This window comes from Bradyrhizobium genosp. SA-4 str. CB756 (genome assembly GCF_000473125.1).
GTDB classification, from domain to species: domain Bacteria; phylum Pseudomonadota; class Alphaproteobacteria; order Rhizobiales; family Xanthobacteraceae; genus Bradyrhizobium; species Bradyrhizobium arachidis.
This window is the reverse complement of the sequence record NZ_KI421499.1, coordinates 4,943,463-4,964,335: the sequence shown is the minus strand read 5'-3', so window position 1 is coordinate 4,964,335 and position 20,873 is coordinate 4,943,463. Positions and strand designations below refer to the sequence as shown.

Genomic DNA, 20,873 nt, shown 5'->3' with positions numbered 1-20,873 from the left:
TGCTGGTGGGCTTCAACACGAGGCACGTCAAATCATGATGAAATCCGTTCTCGCCGCGTCGGCCGTTCTGGTCGCGCTTTGCTCCGCTGCCGACGCCCGCGACGTGGTGCACCATCCATCCATGGCTTCGGAAGCGGCTGTCCGGATGTCGCAGGTCCATCCGGGCTCCATGGCTTACACGGCTATGTCGGAGGATGCGGGCTACGATGCGCATCAATATCACGGCGGCCCGAAAGCAAACGACTAGGGCACGCGGATGCCGGCATCGGGGGACGGCTAAGGTCCCCCGGTGCGGCCCGCATCATGCCTTGACCTTCGGGTCAATCGGCGTGGTGCCGCGAAGGCCCAGAATGTCCTCCAGCACCTTTGCGCCGGCGAGCACCTGCGCATCCGCGCGCGGGGCGCCGACGACCTGCACGCCGACCGGCAGGCCCGAGGCGGTGAAGCCGCAGGGCAGCGATAGCGACGGGCAGCAGGCAAGCGTGATCGCGTAGACGATGCCGAGCCATTCGACGTAGTTCTCGAACTTCTTGCCGGCGCATTCGGCGACATAGCGGTGCTCGATCGGGAAGGGCGGCACGATGGTCGTGGGCGTCAGCAACAGGTCATAGGTCTTGAAGAACTCGATGGCGCGTGCGGTCATGCCGACGCGCTGCGCTTCGGCGCGCGCGAGCTGCTCGACCGTGAGCTTGAGGCCTTCCTCGATGTTCCAGATCACCTCCGGCTTGAGCAGGTCGCGCTTGGTGCGCAGCAGGTTGGCCTTGGTGATCGCAAAATCGAAAGCGCGCAACACGTGGAAGCATTCATGGGCCTCGCGCCAATCCGGATGCGCCTCCTCGACGATGGCGCCGGCTTCGGCAAAACGCTCCGCTGCCTTGCGCGTGATCGCCTTCACCTCGGGATCAACCGGCGTGATGCCGAGATCGGGCGAATAGGCGATGCGCTTCGGTTTCTTGCCCGACTGCGCGGCGGACAGGAACGAGGTCAGGGGCGCCGGCAGCGACAGCGGGTCGGCGGCATAATCACCGCTCATGGCGTCGAGCAGCAGCGCGAGATCCTCGACGTTGCGCGCCATCGGGCCGACCACCCCGAGATTGCGGTCGATCGCCGATTTCGGGGTATGCGCGACGCGGCCGATGCTCGGCCGCATGCCGACGACGCCGCAGAATGCCGCCGGGCTGCGCAAGCTGCCGCCCATGTCGGAGCCCTGCGCGAGCCAGGCCATGCCGGTGGCGAGCGCCACGGCGGCGCCGCCGGACGAGCCGGCCGCCGACCTTGACGTATCCCAGGGATTGAGCGTCGCGCCGAACACCTCGTTGAAGGTGTTGGCGCCGGCACCGAATTCCGGCGTGTTGGATTTGGCGTAGACCACCGCGCCGTTGGCCTCGAGGTTCTCGACCATGAGGTCGGACGTTGCGGGGATGTTATCCTTGAAGATCGGCGAGCCCTGGGTGTTCAGGACGCCCGCGACGTCGGTCAGGTCCTTGATCGGAACCGGCAGGCCGGCGAGCAGCCCCCGCGCGCCGGCCGGCTTCTGCATCAACGCCTTGGCATTGTCGCGCGCGCGATCGAAGCACAGCGTCGGCAGCGCGTTGACCTTGCCGTCGACCTCCCTGACGCGCTTCTCCACCACATCCAGCAGCTCGAGCGGCGAGACATCGCCCGAACGCAGCTTGTCGACGACGGTGCAGGCGGTGTCGCGGATCAGGTCTTGAGACAAGTGTTTTACTCCTATCAATTGATTGTCGTTCCGGGGCGCCCGGAGGGCGAACCCGGAATCTCGAGATTCTCAGGTGCGCAATTGCGCACCATAGTTCGATGCTTCGCATCGCCCCGGAACGACGACGCTCGATGCTCTATGTTAGTTTAACCCCAACCGGCGCTGATGCCGCCGTCCACCGTGTAGATCACGCCGGACGTATAGCCCGCGCGATCCGACGCCAGGAACGCCATGAGATCGCCGATCTCGCGCGCATGCGCAGGCCGGCCGAGCGGGAGGCTCTTCTGGAATTCCTTGTAGCGGCTCTCGTCGCCGAACTGGTGCTTTGCGCGGGTCTTGAGCAGGGTGACGTGGCGGTCGGTGCCGACCGGGCCGGGATTGATGCCGACCACGCGAATGTTGTCGGCGAGGCTTTTTCCCCCGAGCGCACGGGTGAAGGCCATCAGCGCGGCATTGCCGGCGCTGCCGCAGATATAGTTGGCGTCGAACTTCTCGCCGGCGGCACCAATGTCATTGACGATGACGCCGCCACCCCTGGCCTTCATCTGCGCGTAGATCTGCCGCGTCAGGTTGATGTAGCCGAATACTTTCAATTCCCAGGCGTGGCGCCAGGTCGCCTCGTCGATCTTGTCGATCGAGCCGCCTGGAATGTCGCCGGCATTGTTGACAAGGATATCGATGTCGGCGGCTTCGCTGGCGAGCCGCCCAACGTCCTCGGCCTTGCGCAGGTCCACGACACTGGTCGCGGCGTCGATCTGGTGCGCAGAACGCAGGCGCTCCGCCAGCGCCTTGAGCTGGTCGCCGCTGCGGGCGGCGAGCAGGAGGTGCGCGCCTTCTTCAGCGAAAGCCTCGGCGGCGGCTGCGCCAATGCCCTTGGACGCGCCTGTGATCAGGACGCGTTTGCCACGCAGATGCAGATCCATGGGAGTACTCGCAAGGATGGGAACAAGATGAAATCAGTAGGCGCTCGGCCGCGCCATGGTCAACATTGCAGTGCAGCGTTGCGCTGCCCGCGACTTTGGTCCATTGCAGTGCGGTCAAAACGCGGCGGCCGCCGGACCAACCAAGGACTTTCTCGATGAGCAAGAAACAATACCGGATCGCAGTCATTCCCGGCGACGGCATCGGCAAGGAAGTGATGCCCGAAGGCCTGCGCGTTCTGGAGGCAGCGGCGAAGAAGCACGGCGTCTCGCTGCAATTCGATCATTTCGACTTCTCGTCCTGGGACTATTACGAGAAGCACGGCCAGATGATGCCCGACGACTGGAAGGAGAAGATCGGCAAGCACGATGCGATCTATTTCGGCGCGGTCGGCTGGCCGGCCAAGATTCCGGATCACGTCTCCCTGTGGGGCTCGCTGATCAAGTTCCGCCGCGAGTTCGACCAGTACGTGAATTTGCGCCCGGTGCGGCTGATGCCCGGCGTGCCGTCGCCGCTGGCGAACCGCAAGCCCGGCGACATCGATTTCTGGGTGGTGCGCGAGAACACTGAAGGCGAGTATTCCTCGGTCGGCGGCCGCATGTTCCCGGACACCGACCGCGAATTCGTGACGCAGCAGACGGTGATGACCCGCACCGGCGTCGACCGCATCCTGAAATTCGCTTTCGAGCTCGCGCAGTCGCGGCCGAAGAAGCACCTGACCTCGGCGACCAAGTCCAACGGCATCTCCATCACCATGCCCTATTGGGACGAGCGCGTGGAGGCGATGGCCAAGAAGTTTCCGGGCGTGAAGTGGGACAAGTACCACATCGACATTCTCACCGCGAACTTCGTGCTGCATCCGGACTGGTTCGACGTCGTGGTCGGCTCGAACCTGTTCGGCGACATCCTGTCCGATCTCGGCCCGGCCTGCACCGGCACCATCGGCATCGCGCCGTCGGGCAACATCAATCCCGAGGGCGATTTCCCCTCGGTGTTCGAGCCGGTGCACGGCTCGGCGCCTGATATCGCAGGGCAGGGCGTCGCCAACCCGATCGGCATGATCTGGTCGGGCGCGATGATGCTCGAGCATCTCGGCGAGAAGGTTGCCGGCAAGTCGATCGTCGAGGCGATCGAGCGCACGCTGGCCGAACGCACGTTGCGGACCAAGGATCTCGGCGGCAACGCCGACACTACGGCCTGCGGCAAGGCGGTCGCGGACATGGTGGATTGAGGCTCCTCACCCTCTCCCCTTGCGGGAGAGGGTGGCTCGCCGCGCAGCGGCGAGACGGGTGAGGGGTCTGTCTCCGCAGATGCAGACCTATCAGTCGTAGAATTGCTCGCGGAGAGAGAACCCCTCATCCGGCGCCGTAGCCGATGCGAAGCATCGGCGTTCTTAAGAACGGCGGCCGAAGCCGCCTATGCCTTCCTTCTCCCTCAAGGGGAGAAGGAAGGGCGCACCCTACACATACGACTTCCGGGCCGGATCGAAGATCGGCGGATAGTCGTTCTCGTCGAGCAGGTCGAGAAACGGATCGAGCCCCCTGGACTTGATCAGCCCGAGCTCCCGATGCGAGATCAGGTTCACGGTGAGGATCTCCACCGGATCGCCTGCGATTTCCAGTGCCTGAGCGATGCTCTTGTCCGGGCCGATGATCGGCGTGAGAAACAAGAACGTCTGAAAGTCCGTTCCTGCAACCGGCGGCCACGGCAGCGCGACGCGATGGCCGAAGCCGAACCAGGTCGTGTCGATGAACGGCAGATTGGCCAGCCAGCGCAGATTGGCGCAGATCTCCTCTGTCGGCTCGCGGACGTACCACATCAGCTCGGCGCGCGGCTTTGCGTCCCCATGCACGCCCGACATCCGTTGCTCGCTCATGCCGTTGGTGAGAAGGACATAACCTTCGTCGGATCCCTCTTGGCAGACCGGCACGAAATCGCGGCCAAAGGCGTGGATGTCGATGCGGCGCTCCGCGCTGTCGGTGAAGCTGTGCTCGGGCTCGCCAAGCTTGCTTTCGTAGATCGCGAGCCGATGCCGATAGAGGTCGGCTACGGGTGACGGCTCGCTCGGGCCGGACATGAGCTTTGCAAGACGGGAGAACATGTGAACCTCGGGGGCGGATGTGGACCGGGATATCCGCGTTGTCGCGAGACGACGCGGGCCGGTTCAAATCCGCTCCACGAGGGCGGCGGTGATGCGCTTTAGTCCAGACCTTCTTGCGCGATAGTGCATTCGGCCGGGCTGTTCTCAGCGATGCGCTTCGTTCGGTCAGCCCGCGATCTTCTCGATCGCCGCCTGATCCAGCCCGAACTTCTTCCCGGCCTCCAGAATCTCCTGCCAGGTGGTCGGATCGACCGGGATGCCTTCGGCGAGGCGCTTCGTCTTGGTCTCGCGCTCGGGTTCTCCGGCGATCTTGACCTTGTCGACGCCGGGGCCGGGAGGCGAGCCGGTGTGCCAGGCAACAAAACTCTCGACTTCGCGTGCGAGGTTTTCGCCGGTGCCGAGCTTGCTCGGATCGATGACGATCGAGAGCATGCCGTTGAGGACGTTGTACTTGCCGTCGGACGGGCCCTTGACCACCTGCCCGCCGGAGAGCGCGCCGCCGAGGATTTCGCACACCAGCGCGAGCCCCGAACCCTTGTGCTCCCCGAACGGCAGGATGGCGCCGTGCGGCGGGATCACGGTGTAGCGCGGATTGGTGGTCGGCTTGCCTTCATTGTCGATGATGGTGCCGGGCTCGAGCTCGACGCCCTTGTTGTGCGCGACGCGGGTCTTGCCTTGCGCGATCCTGCTGGTGGCGAAGTCGAGCACGATCGGGTCCTTGCCCCTGCGCGGGATGCCGACGCAGAACGGGTTAGTGCCGTGGCGGGCGTCGCTGCCGCCCCAGGGCGCCACGATCGGGCGCGAGATCACGTTGACGAAGTGGATCGACACCAGCCCGTGGTCGATGCACTGCTCGGCCCAGTGGCCGATGCGGCCGATGTGGTGCGAGTTGGAGAGGCCGACGAGACACACGCCGTTGCGCTTGGCGCGCTCGGCCGCCAGCTCCATCGCCTCGTGGCCGATCACCTGGCCGTAGCCGGTGACGCCGTCGAGGGTGAGAAGCGGGCCGGTGTCGAGCACGATCTTGACGTGCGAGTTCACGGCGAGGCCGCCGTTGGTGACGCTCTGGACATAGCGCGGGATCATGCCGACGCCGTGCGAGTCATGTCCCTTGAGATTGGCCTCGACGAGGTTGGTGGAGACGAGTTCGGCCTCGCGGTCCGAGGAGCCGCCGGCCTTGACGATGGCATGGATGGCGTTGGTGAGCGGCTCTGCCTTGATGGTGCGGTAGTCGGCCATTGTTGTTTGCTCTTATCCTTTCACGATCCGGCGGCAGTGGACCCAGGCCGCCTCAATCAGGTTCTCGCTCGCCTCCGGCGTGCGGAAAGCCGAATGCGCCGACAGCGTCACGTTCGAAATCTTGGTCAGCGGGTGGTCCGCGGGCAGGGGCTCGATGTTGAAGACGTCGAGGCCGGCATGGCGGATATGGCCCGACTTCAGCGCGTCGATCATCGCGGCTTCGTCCACGATCGCGCCGCGGGCGGTGTTGATGAGGATGACGCCCGGCTTCATTTTCGCGATCTTCTCGCGGGTGATCATGCCGCGCGTCTCGTCGTTGAGCAACAGGTGCAGCGACACGACGTCGCTCCTGGCCAGCACAATATCGAGATCGGTGAACTCGATGCCGGGATAGGTCTTCGGCGAGCGGTTCCAGGCGATCACCTTCATGCCCGAGCCGGACGCGATGCGCGCAACTTCCGCGGCGATGCCGCCGAAGCCGATCAGGCCGAGCGTCTTGCCGGTGAGCTGCATGCCGTCCTCGCGCAGCCAATTGCCGGCGCGCATCTCGCGGTCCATCATCGCGATGACGCGGGCGGAGGACCACATCAGCGCGATCGCCGATTCCGCGACGGCGGTGTCGCCGTAGCCCTTGATCAGGTGCACGGAGATGCCGAGCTCGGCGAGCTCCTCCGGGTTCATGTAGCTGCGCGCGCCAGTGCCGAGGAACACGACGTGCTTGAGGCCGGCGCATTTCTTCGCGACCTCGGTCGGCAGCGCCGTGTGGTCGACGATCGCGATCTCGGCGCCGTCGAGGATTTCGGGGTATTGCTCGGGCTTGATATCGGGATCCCGGTGGATCCGCACCTGGGGATCACCGGGCCTTTCCAGCCGCTCCATGATCACGGCGAGGGCTTCGTTGGCGTCGACGAAAACTCCGCGCATGGCTCTCTCCGATCAGGACGCGACGCCGGCGATCGCCAGCACGGTATGCATGAGGACGTTGGTGCCCGCGGCGCAGTCGGGCTGCGTGGCGTCCTCCAGCTCGTTGTGGCTGATGCCGTCCTTGCAGGGCACGAACACCATCGCCGCCGGCATCACGGTGTTGAGGTTGCAGGCGTCATGGCCGGCGCCGGAGGTGATGCGGCGGGAGGAATAACCGAGCGTCTTGGCCGCGTTCTCGACCGCCGCGATCAGCTTGGGATCGAAATGCGTCGGCGGCTTGCGCCAGACGAGATCAATCTTCACGTCGACCTTGCGGCGCGCGGCGATCTCGGCAATCGCGGCACGCAGATCGCGATCGAGCGCGTCCATGATGGCGCCATCGGCGCTGCGGCAATCCATGGTGAAGGCGATCTCGCCGGGGATGACGTTGCGCGAGGGATTTGCGATGACGGCCTCGCCAATGGTGCCGACGGCGTTCGGCCCGTGCTTCCTGGCGATGGCCTCCATCACCAGCACGATCTCGGAGAGCGTCGCCAACGCATCGCGCCGCAGCGGCATCGGGGTCGAGCCTGCATGGCTCTCGAAGCCGGAAATCTTGCCGTCGTACCAGAGCACGCCCTGCCCGGAATCGACCACGCCGATGGTCTTGCCTTCGGCCTCCAGGATCGGACCCTGCTCGATGTGCAGCTCGACGAAGCAGCCGAGCTTCTGGAAGCCGACCGGCTTGTCGCCGCGATAGCCGATGCTGTCGAGCGCCTGGCCGACGGTCGTGCCCTCGATATCCTTGCGCGACAAAATGTCGTCGGTGGTGAAATCGCCGACGTAAGCAGCGGAGGCCATCATCGCCGGCGCAAAGCGCGAGCCTTCCTCGTTGGTCCAGTTGACCACGCAGATCGGCGCCTCGGTTTCGATCCCGGCGTCGTTGAGCGTGCGGATCACTTCCAGCGCGCCGAGCGTCCCCAGAATGCCGTCATACTTGCCGCCGGTCGGCTGGGTGTCGAGATGCGAGCCGATGCCGACGGGCAGCTTCGACATGTCGCGGCCCTTGCGCAGACCGAACTGTGATCCGAGCGCATCGGTGTGCACTTCGAGGCCGGCCTCTTCGCAGGCCTTGCGGAACCAGTCGCGCACCTGCTTGTCTTCGCTGCTCAGCGTCAGCCGCTTCACACCGCCTTTGGCCGTCGCGCCGAATTGCGCGGTCTCGTGGATGGAGCCCCAGAGACGGGCGGAATCGATTTGCAGATTGGTGGCGGCTCGGCTCATGCGGTCGTTCTCTCTTTTGTCCGGCGCCTTTTTCAATGACCCGCCAGCGCGGGCGCGTCAACCGCAAGGCTCCTCTGCGCAATCTGCCGTGCAAGCTCGGCGACGCGTTCCACCGCGACGACGTCGGGCGAGGCGAGCCAGCTCGCGGTAAAGGTCAGCGGCGCGATGGCGAGATCGGTGTCGAGCAGTTGCAGCCGTCCGTCGGCGAGTTCGTTCTCGACGATAGCGTCGGGGATCACGGCGATGCCGAGTCCCTCGACCGCCATGTGGATGACGGTCGCGAGCGAGGCGGACGCATGCAGCCGGATCGGCGGCAGCTCCGGCCGGTCGAACACTTCGCGCACGACCTCGTACGGCTTGGTCTTGCGCGGGAAGGTGATGATCGGAAACCGCGCGAGCTCCGCCGGCGTCACCGGACCTTTGCCGAGGCCGAGGGAGGGACTTGCGAGAAAGCCGATCGGATAATCGGCAAGCACGCGATTATGCACGCCCGAGGCCGACAGCGGTCCCACCACAAACGCCAGCTCGATCTCCTGCGCAAGCAGCCGGGCGGTGAGGTTCGGCGTGATGTCGACCTCGATCTCCAGCGACAGGTTCGGATAGATCTCGTTCACGCTCTTCACGAGGCGCGGCAGCCAGGTGTGCACGATGGTCTCGGCGACACCGAGACGCATCACGCCGCGCATCGCAGAGCGGTCGCCGATCTCCGCCATCATCTGGGCGCGCAGGCCGATCAGCTTCTCGGCATAGACCATCATCTGCCGCCCGCTCGGGGTTGGCGAGGCGACGCGGTGATCCCGGTTCAGAAGCTTCACGCCCATCTCGCGCTCGAGCTGGGCGATGCGCTGGGAGATCGCCGGCTGGGTCGTATTCAGCCGCGCAGCAGCGCCCCGGAAGCTGCCGAGCTTCACGACCCAGAGGAAGGTTTCGATCGACCTGAAGTCGAGCATTGGAAGGATTTTCCCGATCGATAAAACAGTTTTATCGATATCGATTAGAAAGGACGATTAGACTTTATAGTATGCTTGATGTTGGCTGTGCTTGTCGAGTTCATAGGCAGGTCGATCAAATGACTGTTTTAGTGGCAGCGCAGCAAACTGAAACGCCCGACACGCTCCCGAGCCGCAAGGCCCGGCTCGCCTACCGCGAGGGGCTGGTCGCTTCCACCGCCGGAATCGCCCCCGGCTTCGTCCAGGGCAATCTGGCGATCCTGCCGGCCGAATATGCCAGCGCGTTTCACCGCTTCTGCCAGCTCAATCCGAAACCGTGCCCGATCATCGGCATGTCCGATGTCGGCAGTCCGCACATTCCGGCGCTCGGCGCCGATCTCGACATCCGCACCGACGTTCCCCGCTACCGCGTCTGGCGCGACGGCGAGGTGGTGGACGAGCCGACCGACGTGACTAGCTATTGGCGCGACGACCTCGTGACCTTCGTGCTCGGCTGCTCCTTCTCGTTCGAAGAGGCTTTGCTCGATGAAGGCATGCCGATCCGCCACATCGAGCACAATGTGCGCGTCCCGATGTACCGCACCAACATCGCCTGCGGCGAAGCCGGTCCGTTCGCCGGTCCCATGGTGGTGTCGATGCGTCCGTTCAAGCCGGCGGACGCGATCCGCGCGGTGCAGATCACCTCGCGCTATCCCGCCGTGCACGGTGCGCCCGTGCATCTCGGCCATCCGCACCTGATCGGTATCAAGGACATCGCCAAGCCCGACTATGGTGATCCCGTGCCCGTCGCCGACGACGAGATCCCGGTGTTCTGGGCCTGCGGCGTGACGCCGCAATCGGTGATCAATGCCGCGAAGCTTCCGTTTGCGATCACGCATTCGCCTGGCCTGATGCTGGTGACGGATCTGAAGAACAGGACCATGGCCGTGATTTAGGAGGCAGCGTTTGCTGCTTCTTCGGGCTTTACGCTAACCGCCAATCGCTTCATTCGAACAGTCGAAATTCGTAACAGGGGACTTTGCCATGACGATCACTCGCCGCGACGTGCTGTTAGGTGCCACCGCCACTGCTGCGCTGGTGCCGCTCGCCGCACGCGCCCAGACCTCGGAAGTCGTGATCGGCGTCATCTATCCGTTCTCCGGCGGCAGCGCGCAGCAGGGCGTCGACGCGCAGAAGGCCTATGAGACCGCGCTCGAGGTCATCAACAAGGACACCGATTTCGATCTGCCGCTGGCCAAGGGCGAGGGCCTGTCCGGCCTCGGCGGCGCCAAGGTGCGCCTCGTGTTCGCCGACCACCAGGCCGATCCGCAGAAGGGCCGCGCCGAGGCCGAGCGCCTGATCACGCAGGAGAAGGTCTGCGCCATCATCGGCACCTATCAGAGCGCGGTCGCCGTCACCGTCAGCCAGATCTGCGAACGCTACCAGATACCGTTCGTCTCCGCCGACAATTCCTCGCCGAGCCTGCATCGCCGCGGCCTCAAGTACTATTTCCGCGCCGCGCCGCATGACGAGATGTACTCGGCCGCGATGTTCGACTTCTTCGATGCCATGAAGAAGAAGGGCACCAAGATCGAGACGCTGGCGCTGTTCCACGAGGACACCATCTTCGGCACCGACTCCGGCAACGCCCAGGCCAAGATCGCCGGCGAGCGCGGCTACAAGATCGTCTCCGACATCAAGTACCGCGCCAACTCGCCCTCGCTCTCGGCCGAGGTGCAGCAACTCAAGACCGCCAACGCCGACGTGCTGATGCCGTCGAGCTACACCACCGACGGCATCTTGCTGGTCAAGACCATGGCCGAGCTCGGCTACAAGCCGAATGCGATCGTGGCGCAGGACGCCGGCTTCTCCGAGAAGGCGCTGTACGACGCCGTCGGTGACAAGCTCGAAGGCGTGATCTCGCGCGGCACCTTCTCGCTCGACCTCGCGCAGAAGCGCCCGATGGTCGGCAAGATCAACGAGATGTTCAAGGCGCGCTCGGGCAAGGACTTCAACGACCTCACCTCGCGCCAGTTCATGGGCCTGATCATCCTGGCGGATGCGATCAACCGCGCCAAGTCGACCGACGGCGAGAAGGTCCGCGATGCGCTGGCGGCAACCGATATCCCGGGCGAGCAGACCATCATGCCCTGGAAGCGCGTCAAGTTCGACGAGATGGGCCAGAACAACGACGCCGACCCGGTGCTGCTGCAATATATCGGCGGCAAGTTCGTCACCATCTTCCCGCCGCAGGCCGCGATCGCCGAAGCGACCTGGCCGATGAAGTAAGACTTCGGAGAACGGGAGCAACGACGCTAGCTCCCACCCTCATCCTGAGGAGCGGGCGCAGCCCGCGTCTCGAAGGACGAGGGTGGGCCATCCTTCGAGACGCGCGCCGGGGGCGCGCTCCTCAGGATGAGGTCTGAGTGTGGGGGACGATGCAGTGACAGCCCAAGCCATTATCCAGAGTCTCGCGAGCGGCCTTCTCATGGGCCTGCTCTATGGACTGATCGCGGTCGGCCTCGCGCTGATCTTCGGCCTGATGGACGTCGTGAACTTCGCCCATGGCGAGTTCCTGATGATCGCGATGTATGCGAGCTTCTTCCTGTTCGCGTTCTTCGCCATCGACCCCTTGCTGTCGGCGCCGTTGGTCGCCGCGGCGCTGTTCGTGTTCGGGGCGGTGGTCTACCTCCTGATTGTACGCTTCGCCATGCGGGCCAAGGCCAATGCCGGCATGGTGCAGATCTTCTCGACCTTCGGCCTTGCCATCGTCATGCGCGGCCTCGCGCAGTTCTTCTTCACGCCGGACTATCGCAGCATTCCGCAGTCCTGGCTCGGCGGCAAGACGGTGTCGATCGCCGGCATCTTCCTGCCGGAACCGCAGCTGATCGGCGCGCTGGTGTCGATCGCGGCCTTCGCCGGCCTCTACTTCTTCATCCACCGCACCGATTTCGGCCGCGCACTGGAAGCGACGCGTGAAGATCCCGGCGCGGTCGCGCTGGTCGGCATCGACAAGAACCGGGTGTTTGCGCTCGGCTGGGGCCTCGGCGCCGCGCTGGTCGGCCTCGCCGGCGCGATCATGGCGGTGTTCTTCTACATCTATCCCGACGTCGGTGCATCCTTCGCGCTGATCGCCTATGTCACGGTGGCGCTCGGCGGCTTCGGCAGCGTGTTCGGCGCCTTTGCCGGCGGCATCATCGTCGGCCTGGTCGAGGCCACGACCGCGCTGGTGCTGCCGCCCTCGCTGAAATCGGTCGGCATCTATGCGGTCTATCTGCTCGTCGTCTTCATCCGGCCGCGCGGCCTGTTCGGGTCGATGTGATGGACAAGAATTTTGCCGCGCGGCGCCGCCGCGACCTCATCATCGCCGCGGTGCTGGCAGCCCTCGCCGCGCTCGCGCCGCTGTTCATCAAGGACGTCTACGTCCAGAACATCCTGATCCTGACCCTGATGTATGCGGCGCTGTCGCAGAGCTGGAACATCCTGTCCGGCTATTGCGGTCAGATCTCGCTGGGCCACGCGCTCTATTTCGGCATCGGCGCCTACACCACGGAGCTCTTGTTCACCAAGTTCGGCGTGCTGCCCTGGTTCGGCATGCTCGCGGGCGGCGTGATCGCGGCTGTTATCGCGATGGGGCTCGGCTATCCCTTCTTCCGCCTGCGCGGCCATTACTTTGTGATTGCGACCATCGTCATCGCCGAGATCGGCCTGCTGCTGTTCCAGAACTGGGAGTGGGCGGGCGCCGCGATGGGCATCACCATTCCGGTGCGCGGCGACAGCTGGCTGAAATTCCAGTTCCTGCGCAGCAAGCTGCCGTACTTCTATTTCGCGCTGGCGCTGTGCAGCCTCGCCTGGTTCGTCACCTGGTGGCTGGAAGACTCCAAATGGGGCTTTTGGTGGCGCGCGGTGAAGGACAATCCGGAAGCTGCCGAAAGCCTCGGCGTCGTCGTGTTCAACTCCAAGATGGGGGCGGCTGCGGTCTCGGCTTTCCTCGTCGCCATCGGCGGCGCCTTCTACGCGCAGTTCCTGGCCTATATCGATCCTGAAAGCGTCATGGGCTTCCAGTTCTCGCTGCTGATGGCGCTGCCGGCCGTGCTCGGCGGCATCGGGACCCTCTGGGGTCCGGTGCTTGGCGCCGCCATCCTGATCCCGATGACGGAGCTGACGCGGTCCTATATCGGCGGTTCCGGCCGCGGTGTTGACCTCATCGTCTATGGTGCGTTGATTGTGGCGATCTCGCTGGCCTTGCCGCAGGGACTCGTCAGCCTGTTCTCCCGCGCAAAAGCGAAGGGAGCCACGCGATGACCGCGCTCCTTGAAACCCGCGGCGTCTGGCAGCGGTTCGGCGGCCTCGTCGCCAACAGCGATGTCTCGATCTCGGTCGGGCGCGGTGAGATCGTCGGCCTGATCGGCCCCAACGGCGCCGGCAAGTCGACGCTGTTCAATCTCATCGCCGGCGTGCTGCCGCCGACGCAAGGCTCGATCTGGTTCGACGGCGAGGACGTCACCCACATGCCGGCGGCCGCGCGCTGCCAACGCGGCGTCGGACGCACCTTCCAAGTGGTCAAGAGTTTTGAGACCATGAGCGTCATCGACAACGTCATCGTCGGTGCGCTCGTGCGCAACACCGTGATGCGCGAGGCGCGCCGCAAGGCGCATGAGGTGCTGGAGTTCACCGGTTTGGCTGCGCGCGCCGACGTGCTCGCGAGCGATCTCGTGCCGGCCGAGAAGCGCCGCCTCGAAGTCGCGCGCGCGCTCGCGACCGAACCGAAACTGCTGCTGCTCGACGAGGTCCTCACCGGCCTCACGCCGACCGAGGCGCAGACTGGCGTGGCGCTGGTGCGCAAGGTGCGCGATGCCGGCATCACCGTCTTGATGGTCGAGCATGTCATGGAGATCGTGATGCCGCTGGTCGACCGCGCCATCGTGCTCGACCTCGGCAAGGTGCTGGTCGAGGGCAAGCCCGTCGATGTCGTCCGCGATCCCAAGGTGATCAGCGCATATCTGGGAGATCGTCATGCTCAGCGTGCATGAAGTCACGACCGCCTATCAGGGCCTGGTCGCGATCTCCGCGGTCTCGATCGAGGTCCAGAAGGGCGAGATCGTCTGCGTGGCCGGCGCCAATGGCGCGGGCAAGTCGACGCTGCTGAAATCCATTGCCGGCGCCGAGCGTCCGCGCTCGGGCACGGTGACGTTCGACGGCAAGCGCCTCGACGGCATGGCGCAGCACCACATCACGGCCACCGGCATCGCCTATGTGCCGGAGAACCGCCGCCTGTTCCCGCGCCTGTCGGTGCGCGACAATCTCCGCCTCGGTAGCTACCTCTATCGCGGCGAGGCGAATCGCGAGGGGCCGCTCGACCTGGTCTTCAACCTGTTTCCGCGTCTTTCCGAGCGTCTCGAGCAGCGCGCCGAGACGCTCTCCGGCGGCGAGCAGCAGATGCTCGCCATCGGCCGCGCCCTGATGACGCGTCCGCGGCTGTTGATGCTGGACGAGCCCTCGCAGGGCATCATGCCGAAACTGGTCGACGAGATTTTTCAGGCCGTGAAACGCATCCGCGACGCCGGCATGACCGTTCTGATCGTCGAGCAGCGCATGGCCGAGTGCCTCGAGATCGCCGACCGCGCCTACATCCTGCAAACCGGCCGCGTGCTGATGCAGGGCCCGTCGGCCGAGATCAAGGGCAATCCGGACGTGCGCAAGGCGTATCTGGGGCTGTAGCCGCGGAACGTTGGGCGCGCTGGCGCAACATGTTCGGTGTCATCGCCCGCGAAGGCGGGCGATCCAGTATTCCAGAGACGTCAGAGGAATACGGAGAGGCCGCGGCGTACTGGATTCCCCGCCTTCGCGGGGAATGACAGCGGTGGGGGCGCGGCGTTAACCCGCCCATGACACCACGGCGCTAGTGCTCGTGCCCATGCTCCGGCAGGCTCACCCCGAACACCTTCACCAGATCCTTCACCTGCTCCGGCGACAGATACCGCGGGTTCATCCCCCGCAGCAGCAGGTACAGCTTCGCCGTCTCCTCCAGCTCCTCGGTCGCGAACACCGCCGCTTCCAGCGTGTCGCCCGCGACCACCGGGCCGTGATTGGCGAGCAGCACGGATGAGTATTTTCCCGCCAGGCCCTTGATCGCATCCGCCACCGCGGGATCACCGGGGCGGTAATAGGGCACGAGCGCGGTAGCGCCGCATTTCATCAGGTAATAGGCCGTCATCGGCGGCAGCGCGGCGCGCGGGTCGATCTCGGGTAGCATCGAGAGCGCGACCGAATGGGTGGAGTGCAGATGCACGATCGCGCGTGCGCTGCCGCGCGTGTCGTAGAGCGCGGTGTGCAGCGGAACTTCCTTGGTCGGCGCATCGCCCGATACCAGCCGGCCCTGATCATCCAGCCGGGACAGTTTTGCCGGATCGAGGAAGCCGAGCGAGGCATTGGTCGGGGTCACCAGCCAGCCGCCGCCGTCCAGCCTCACGCTGATATTGCCGGAGGAGCCCGGCGTCAGCCCGCGCTCGAACAGGGACCGTCCGAACCGGCAGATATCCTCACGCAGCCTTGTCTCGTGGCTCGTTTCAGTTCTCATGGCCGTCATGCCCGCTTGTCTCACGCTTTGGCAGCGCGGCCAAGCCGTGTTATTCGGTTGCCAAGTCGCCGCAAAGGGCGGCTATTCGGGAAACGTTCAAGGGTCAGTTGCATGTCTGCCTCCACGTCACAAAATCAGCGCATCGCCGTCATCGGGCTCGGCTCGATGGGATTTGGCATGGCGACCTCGCTGAAGCGCGCCGGCCACACCGTGACCGGCTGCGACGTCTCGGCGGACGCTGTGGCGCGTTTCGTGAAGGACGGCGGCGCGGGCGCTAAGACGCCGGCCGAGGCGGCCAAGGGCGCCGACATCGTCGTCAGCGTGGTCGTCAATGCCGCGCAGACCGAAGCGATCCTGTTCGGCAAGGACGGCGTCGCCGAGACCCTGCCAAAGGACGGCGTCTTCATTTCCTCCGCCACCATGGATCCGGACGTGGCGCGGCGCCTCGCAAAGCAGCTCGAGGCGACCGGCCGGCACTATCTGGACGCGCCGATCTCGGGCGGCGCGCAGCGCGCCGCGCAGGGCGAATTGACGATCCTCGCCTCCGGCAGTGCGGCGGCCTTCGCGAAGGCGCGGCCGGCACTCGATGCCATGGCCGCAAAACTCTACGAGCTTGGCGATGCCGCAGGGCAGGGCGCCGCCTTCAAGATGATCAACCAGTTGCTCGCCGGCGTGCACATCGCCGCCGCGTCGGAAGCGATGGCATTCGCGGCCAAGCAGGGCCTCGACATCCGCAAGGTCTACGAGGTGATCACCGCCTCCGCCGGCAATTCCTGGATGTTCGAGAACCGCATGCCGCATGTGCTCGACGGCGATTACACGCCGCGCAGCGCCGTCGAGATTTTCGTGAAGGACCTCGGCATCATCCAGGATATGGCGCGCAGTGCCAGGTTCCCGGTGCCGGTCTCCGCGGCCGCGCTTCAGATGTTCCTGATGACGGCAGCCGCCGGCATGGGCCGCGACGACGACGCCTCGGTGGCGCGCATGTATGCGCAGGTCACCGGCGTCAAGCTTCCCGGCGACAAGTAAGAGGATCTCCAATGCCCCGTTTCGCCGCCAACCTCTCGATGATGTTCACCGAGGTGCCGTTCCTCGACCGCTTCGATGCCGCTGCGCAAGCGGGCTTCACCGCCGTCGAGTTCCTGTTTCCCTACGAGCATCCGGCCGAGGTGGTCGGCGAGCGGCTCAAGCGCAACGGCCTGACCCAGGCGCTGTTCAACCTGCCGCCGGGCGACTGGAATGCCGGCGAGAAGGGCTTTGCCGCGCTCCCTTCGCGCTTCAATGATCTCAAGGCGAGCCTCGAGACGGCGCTGCCTTACGCCAAGGCAACCGGCGTCAAGCGCCTGCATTTGATGGCCGGCATCGCCAACCGCGGCGAGCGCGTCGCGATCGAGGCCTTCTACAAATCGGTGGCCTGGGCCGCGGAGTTCTTCGCCCCGCACGGCATCGATATCGTGCTGGAGCCGATCAACTCCCGCAACGTGCCCGGCTATTTCCTCAACGATTTCGGCTTCGCGCGCGACCTGATCCAGGAGTTGAGGCTTCCGAACCTGAGGCTCCAGTTCGACATCTATCACTGCCAGATCATTCATGGCGACGTCACCATGCGACTGCGCGAGATGATGCCGATCATCGGCCATATCCAGATCGCCAGCATCCCATCGCGCAACGAGCCCGACGGCGAGGAGCTGAACTATCCGTTCCTGTTCGAGGAGCTCGACCGGCTCGGCTATCCCGGCTTCGTCGGCTGCGAATACAATCCGCGCGGCAAGACCACGGATGGGCTCGCCTGGTTCAAGCCTTACGCTGGAGTGAAGCCGTGACGCTTTCGCTTGGCTGCATCGCCGACGACTATACCGGCGCCTCCGATCTCGCCAACACGTTGACGCGCGCGGGCCTGCGGACCGTCCAGACCATCGGCATTCCCGCCGACGACCTCGCGCTCCCCGATGTCGATGCCGTCGTGGTGTCGCTGAAGAGCCGCTCGATCGAGGCTGGCCTTGCCGTATCGCGCTCGCGTGCGGCGGAGGCATGGCTGCGGGGCCGCGGCGCGAGCCATGTGCTGTTCAAGATCTGCTCGACCTTCGATTCCACCGATGCCGGCAATATCGGCCCGGTGATGGATGCCTTACGCGCCGATGGCGGCGAGGGCGTCGTGCTGGTGACGCCGGCCTTTCCCGAGACCGGCCGCACCGTCTACCAGGGCAACCTCTTCGTCGGCGCGGTGCCGCTGAACGAGAGCCCGCTGAAGGACCATCCGCTCAACCCCATGCACGATTCCAACCTGGTGCGCGTGCTGGCGCGCCAGAGCCGGACCCAAATCGGCCTCGTCGATCTCGCCACCGTGACGCGCGGCGCGGATGCCGTGCGGGCGCGGCTGGCCGAGCTCGCGGGCAAGGGCATTGGGGCAGCGATCATCGACGCCGTGTTCGACCGTGACCTCGAGACCATCGGCCTCGTCGCCGCCGGACATCGGCTGTCGGTCGGCGCCTCCGGCATCGGCCTTGGGCTGGCGCGGGCGCTGGTGTCGACCGGCAAGGTCAAATCGGCAGCGACGAGCGCAGAGGCCGGTGCCGCGGTCGGCGGACCGGCGGCCTGCCTTGCCGGAAGCTGCTCGCAGGCGACGCTTCGGCAGATCGCGAATGCCGAAAAGGTCATGCCCGTGCTTCATCTCGATCCGGACCGTATTCTTACGGAAGCGGGCGAGGCGCAGCGTGCGCTGGACTGGGCAAGGCCGCGATTGGCCGAAGGTCCGGTGCTGATCGCATCGAGCTCGACACCCGATCAGGTCGCCGCGCTTCAAGCGCGTCACGGCCGCGACGCGGCGGGCCATGCCATCGAGCAGGCGATGGCCGATATCGCCGAAAGCCTTGTTAAATCAGGTGTCCGGCGCTTGGTCGTTGCCGGTGGCGAGACATCCGGCGCGGTCGTTGACCGGTTGAGAATTCCCGGGTTTCTCGTGGGAGTGGAAATCGCCGCGGGCGTTCCGGTGCTGCGCGCGGTCGGTGCTGGCGGCGATATGCTGCTCGCGTTGAAGTCCGGAAATTTCGGCGGCGCGGAGTTTTTCTCCGATGCGCTTAGGCTCATGCGCTGAGCGCAGAGCATTCTTAGCCCCTCGTTCATTTCTTTCGGTTTCCGTACTTGTGCGGAGTCGTAGTTAACCACTGCTCAGTCGCCTTGTTGTTGGATATCGGCGCCGCACCGTTTGGTTGATGACCATTTCCGGACGCGCCGCCGCGCCAACGCAAAGAGACCGCTTATGCTCGCCAAGATTTCCATCCGCGCCAAGATCATCAGTGTCGTGGCGTTCCTGCTGGTCGCGATGGCCGGCATGGGCCTGCTCGCCGTCATGAAGATGCGGTCGATGAACGCCAATACGGTCGACATCACCATGAGCTGGATGCCGAGCGTACGGGTGCTGGGCGATCTGCGTGCCGGCGTGATCACCTACCGCAACGTGATCCGTGAGCACATGTTGTCGGAAACGCTGGAAGAGAAGCTCGCGGCCGAGAAGACGCTTGCGACCGTCGTCGAGTCCAACACCAAGTTCCGCAAGACATATGAGGCGTTGATCACCTCGCCGGAGGAGCGCGCGCTCTACGACCAGTGGTCCAGGTCTTGGGAGGCCTACAAGAAGGGTACCCAGGAAGTCATGGCGCTGTCGCGCCAGGAGGCCGGCAAGATCCCCCACGAGGCGCACGAGCTGAACACCAAGACGGTCAACAAGATCGGGCTCGAGGCTGACTCCATCCTGGCCAAGGATATCGAGCTGAACACCAAGGGCGGCGATCAGGCAGCGCAGGACGCGGGCGACAGTTATGCCTCCGCCTTCATGCTGCTTTCGATCATCCTCGGTGCTGCCGTCATCGTCGGCATCGGCGTCGGTTTCTATCTGGTCCAAGACGTCTCCAGCGGCATCAACTCGATCACCCTGCCGATGCAGGCGCTGGGCAAGGGCGACCTCTCCGCCGAGGTCCCGCATCGCGGCGAGAAGACCGAGATCGGCGCCATGGCCGACGTGCTCCAGATCTTCAAGGAGGCACTGATCGCCAAGAAGGCCGCCGACGAGGCTGCCGCGGCCGATGCCGAAGCCAAGATCGAGCGCGGCCGCCGCGTCGATAACATCACCCGCGAATTCGAATCGATGATCGGCGAGATCGTCCAGACCGTGTCGTCGGCCTCGACCCAGCTAGAGGCCTCCGCTTCGACGCTGACCTCGACTGCCGACCGCTCCCAGCGGCTTGCGACCACGGTTGCCGGAGCTTCGGAGGAAGCCTCGACCAACGTGCAGTCGGTGGCTTCGGCGACCGAGGAGATGGCCTCGTCGGTCGGCGAGATCAGCCGTCAGGTGCAGGAATCGGCGCGGATGGCGGGCGATGCCGTCGGCCAGGCCCGCGCCACCACCGAGCGCGTCAGCGAGCTCTCCAAGGCGGCGTCCCGCATCGGCGACGTCGTCGAGCTGATCAACACCATCGCCGGCCAGACCAACCTCCTGGCGCTCAACGCCACGATCGAGGCGGCGCGCGCGGGTGAAGCCGGCCGCGGCTTCGCCGTGGTGGCGTCCGAAGTGAAGGCGCTGGCCGAGCAGACCGCGAAGGCGACCGGCGAGATCGGCCAGCAGATCTCCGGCATCCAGGCGGCGACCAACGACTCGGTCGGCGCGATCAAGGAGATCTCCTCGACCATCGAGCGCCTCTCGGAGATTTCGTCGGCGATCGCGGCTGCGGTGGAAGAGCAGGGCGCCGCGACCCAGGAGATCGCCCGCAACGTGCAGCAGGCGGCGCAGGGCACCCAGCAGGTTTCGTCGAACATTACCGACGTGCAGCGCGGCGCCACCGAGACCGGCACGGCCTCCTCGCAGGTGCTGTCGGCGGCGCAGATGCTGTCCAACGATTCGAGCCGGCTCAAGACCGAGGTCAGCAAATTCCTGACCAACGTCCGCGCTGCCTGAGGCGCGAGGCCGTGGAAATCGTGGAAGCGGCGCCCGCGGGCGCCGCTTTTTTACGTCGGGGTAAGCCGTTTCGATCTTCTTCCGGGCGAGCGCTGCATATCTGGAATGCGATTTCGCTGTGCGATAGCAGGGAAGTGACCGCCTCGTAACGCGCCGTGGTTAGCCATTTCGGCGGTGTTCAGGTAAATCAGCGCTAGGAACCGTAGGGGCGTGTTCCCGTGTCCCCTGATTTGGAATTACCTGAG

20 protein-coding genes are annotated in these 20,873 nt (G+C 65.2%); 12 read left to right on the top strand and 8 right to left on the bottom strand.

The annotated features are described in order from the left end of the window. Positions 1 to 34 precede the first annotated feature (34 nt). Positions 35 to 247 (top strand): hypothetical protein, encoded by a 213-nt coding sequence (locus BRAGE_RS0124205; protein ID WP_027558605.1) that lies wholly within the window; start codon positions 35 to 37, stop codon positions 245 to 247. Positions 248 to 301: 54 nt separating this feature from the next. On the opposite strand, the gene BRAGE_RS0124200 is transcribed toward BRAGE_RS0124205, so the two are convergent. Both BRAGE_RS0124200 and BRAGE_RS0124195 read right to left on the bottom strand, forming a co-directional pair. Beyond that, positions 302 to 1,720: an amidase gene (locus BRAGE_RS0124200; RefSeq protein ID WP_027558606.1), complete on the bottom strand. Its 1,419-nt coding sequence runs from the start codon at positions 1,718 to 1,720 to the stop codon at positions 302 to 304. Between the two features lie 146 nt (positions 1,721 to 1,866). Further along, positions 1,867 to 2,643, bottom strand: coding sequence for an SDR family oxidoreductase (locus BRAGE_RS0124195; RefSeq protein ID WP_027558607.1), 777 nt, complete (start codon positions 2,641 to 2,643; stop codon positions 1,867 to 1,869). A gap of 155 nt (positions 2,644 to 2,798) precedes the next feature. On the opposite strand from BRAGE_RS0124195, the gene BRAGE_RS0124190 reads away from it, so the two are divergent. Then, positions 2,799 to 3,872, top strand: a complete 1,074-nt coding sequence (locus tag BRAGE_RS0124190) for a tartrate dehydrogenase (protein WP_027558608.1) — start codon at positions 2,799 to 2,801, stop codon at positions 3,870 to 3,872. Positions 3,873 to 4,100: 228 nt separating this feature from the next. Here the strand turns inward: BRAGE_RS0124190 and BRAGE_RS0124185 are convergent, their stop codons facing one another. The 5 genes from BRAGE_RS0124185 to BRAGE_RS0124165 form a co-directional block, all read right to left on the bottom strand. Beyond that, positions 4,101 to 4,742 carry a suppressor of fused domain protein gene (locus BRAGE_RS0124185; RefSeq protein ID WP_027558609.1) on the bottom strand — a complete coding sequence of 214 codons (642 nt, stop codon included), beginning with the start codon at positions 4,740 to 4,742 and terminating at the stop codon, positions 4,101 to 4,103. Between the two features lie 165 nt (positions 4,743 to 4,907). Continuing rightward, entirely contained in the window at positions 4,908 to 5,981 is a 1,074-nt protein-coding gene (locus BRAGE_RS0124180; protein ID WP_027558610.1) for a malate/lactate/ureidoglycolate dehydrogenase, read from the bottom strand. 12 nt (positions 5,982 to 5,993) lie between these two features. Then, positions 5,994 to 6,905, bottom strand: a complete 912-nt coding sequence (locus tag BRAGE_RS0124175) for an NAD(P)-dependent oxidoreductase (protein WP_027558611.1) — start codon at positions 6,903 to 6,905, stop codon at positions 5,994 to 5,996. A 12-nt stretch (positions 6,906 to 6,917) separates the two neighbouring features. Further along, a complete protein-coding gene (locus BRAGE_RS0124170) occupies positions 6,918 to 8,168 on the bottom strand; it encodes a Zn-dependent hydrolase (protein WP_027558612.1) in 1,251 nt (416 codons plus the stop codon). 32 nt (positions 8,169 to 8,200) lie between these two features. Then, entirely contained in the window at positions 8,201 to 9,118 is a 918-nt protein-coding gene (locus BRAGE_RS0124165) for a LysR family transcriptional regulator (RefSeq protein WP_027558613.1), read from the bottom strand. A 119-nt stretch (positions 9,119 to 9,237) separates the two neighbouring features. Between BRAGE_RS0124165 and BRAGE_RS0124160 the strand changes: the two genes are divergently transcribed. The 6 genes from BRAGE_RS0124160 to BRAGE_RS0124135 all read left to right on the top strand — a co-directional run bounded on the left by BRAGE_RS0124160 (position 9,238) and on the right by BRAGE_RS0124135 (position 14,818). Beyond that, a complete protein-coding gene (locus BRAGE_RS0124160) occupies positions 9,238 to 10,053 on the top strand; it encodes a putative hydro-lyase (RefSeq protein ID WP_027558614.1) in 816 nt (271 codons plus the stop codon). 88 nt (positions 10,054 to 10,141) lie between these two features. Then, positions 10,142 to 11,386, top strand: coding sequence for an ABC transporter substrate-binding protein (locus BRAGE_RS0124155; protein WP_027558615.1), 1,245 nt, complete (start codon positions 10,142 to 10,144; stop codon positions 11,384 to 11,386). A 199-nt stretch (positions 11,387 to 11,585) separates the two neighbouring features. Further along, positions 11,586 to 12,419: a branched-chain amino acid ABC transporter permease gene (locus BRAGE_RS0124150; RefSeq protein ID WP_231164374.1), complete on the top strand. Its 834-nt coding sequence runs from the start codon at positions 11,586 to 11,588 to the stop codon at positions 12,417 to 12,419. Next, entirely contained in the window at positions 12,419 to 13,402 is a 984-nt protein-coding gene (locus BRAGE_RS0124145; protein ID WP_027558617.1) for a branched-chain amino acid ABC transporter permease, read from the top strand. The genes BRAGE_RS0124150 and BRAGE_RS0124145 overlap by 1 nt, the downstream gene beginning before the upstream one ends. After that, a complete protein-coding gene (locus BRAGE_RS0124140; protein WP_027558618.1) occupies positions 13,399 to 14,130 on the top strand; it encodes an ABC transporter ATP-binding protein in 732 nt (243 codons plus the stop codon). The genes BRAGE_RS0124145 and BRAGE_RS0124140 overlap by 4 nt, the downstream gene beginning before the upstream one ends. After that, entirely contained in the window at positions 14,114 to 14,818 is a 705-nt protein-coding gene (locus BRAGE_RS0124135) for an ABC transporter ATP-binding protein (protein ID WP_027558619.1), read from the top strand. Before BRAGE_RS0124140 ends, BRAGE_RS0124135 begins: the two co-directional genes overlap by 17 nt. Positions 14,819 to 14,999: 181 nt before the next feature. Here BRAGE_RS0124135 and BRAGE_RS0124130 read toward each other — a convergent pair whose 3' ends face one another. After that, the gene (locus tag BRAGE_RS0124130) at positions 15,000 to 15,686 is read right to left on the bottom strand and encodes an aldolase (protein ID WP_027558620.1); all 687 of its coding nucleotides are present in this window, start codon (positions 15,684 to 15,686) and stop codon (positions 15,000 to 15,002) included. A 102-nt stretch (positions 15,687 to 15,788) separates the two neighbouring features. On the opposite strand from BRAGE_RS0124130, the gene ltnD reads away from it, so the two are divergent. The 4 genes from ltnD (at position 15,789) to BRAGE_RS0124110 (ending at position 20,628) form a co-directional block, all read left to right on the top strand. Further along, positions 15,789 to 16,706: an L-threonate dehydrogenase gene (ltnD, locus tag BRAGE_RS0124125; protein ID WP_027558621.1), complete on the top strand. Its 918-nt coding sequence runs from the start codon at positions 15,789 to 15,791 to the stop codon at positions 16,704 to 16,706. 11 nt (positions 16,707 to 16,717) lie between these two features. Continuing rightward, positions 16,718 to 17,500, top strand: a complete 783-nt coding sequence (gene otnI, locus BRAGE_RS0124120) for a 2-oxo-tetronate isomerase (protein WP_027558622.1) — start codon at positions 16,718 to 16,720, stop codon at positions 17,498 to 17,500. After that, positions 17,497 to 18,771 (top strand): 3-oxo-tetronate kinase, encoded by a 1,275-nt coding sequence (gene otnK, locus BRAGE_RS0124115; protein ID WP_027558623.1) that lies wholly within the window; start codon positions 17,497 to 17,499, stop codon positions 18,769 to 18,771. The genes otnI and otnK overlap by 4 nt, the downstream gene beginning before the upstream one ends. 165 nt (positions 18,772 to 18,936) lie before the next feature. Further along, the gene (locus tag BRAGE_RS0124110; protein ID WP_027558624.1) at positions 18,937 to 20,628 is read left to right on the top strand and encodes a methyl-accepting chemotaxis protein; all 1,692 of its coding nucleotides are present in this window, start codon (positions 18,937 to 18,939) and stop codon (positions 20,626 to 20,628) included. Positions 20,629 to 20,873 lie beyond the last annotated feature (245 nt).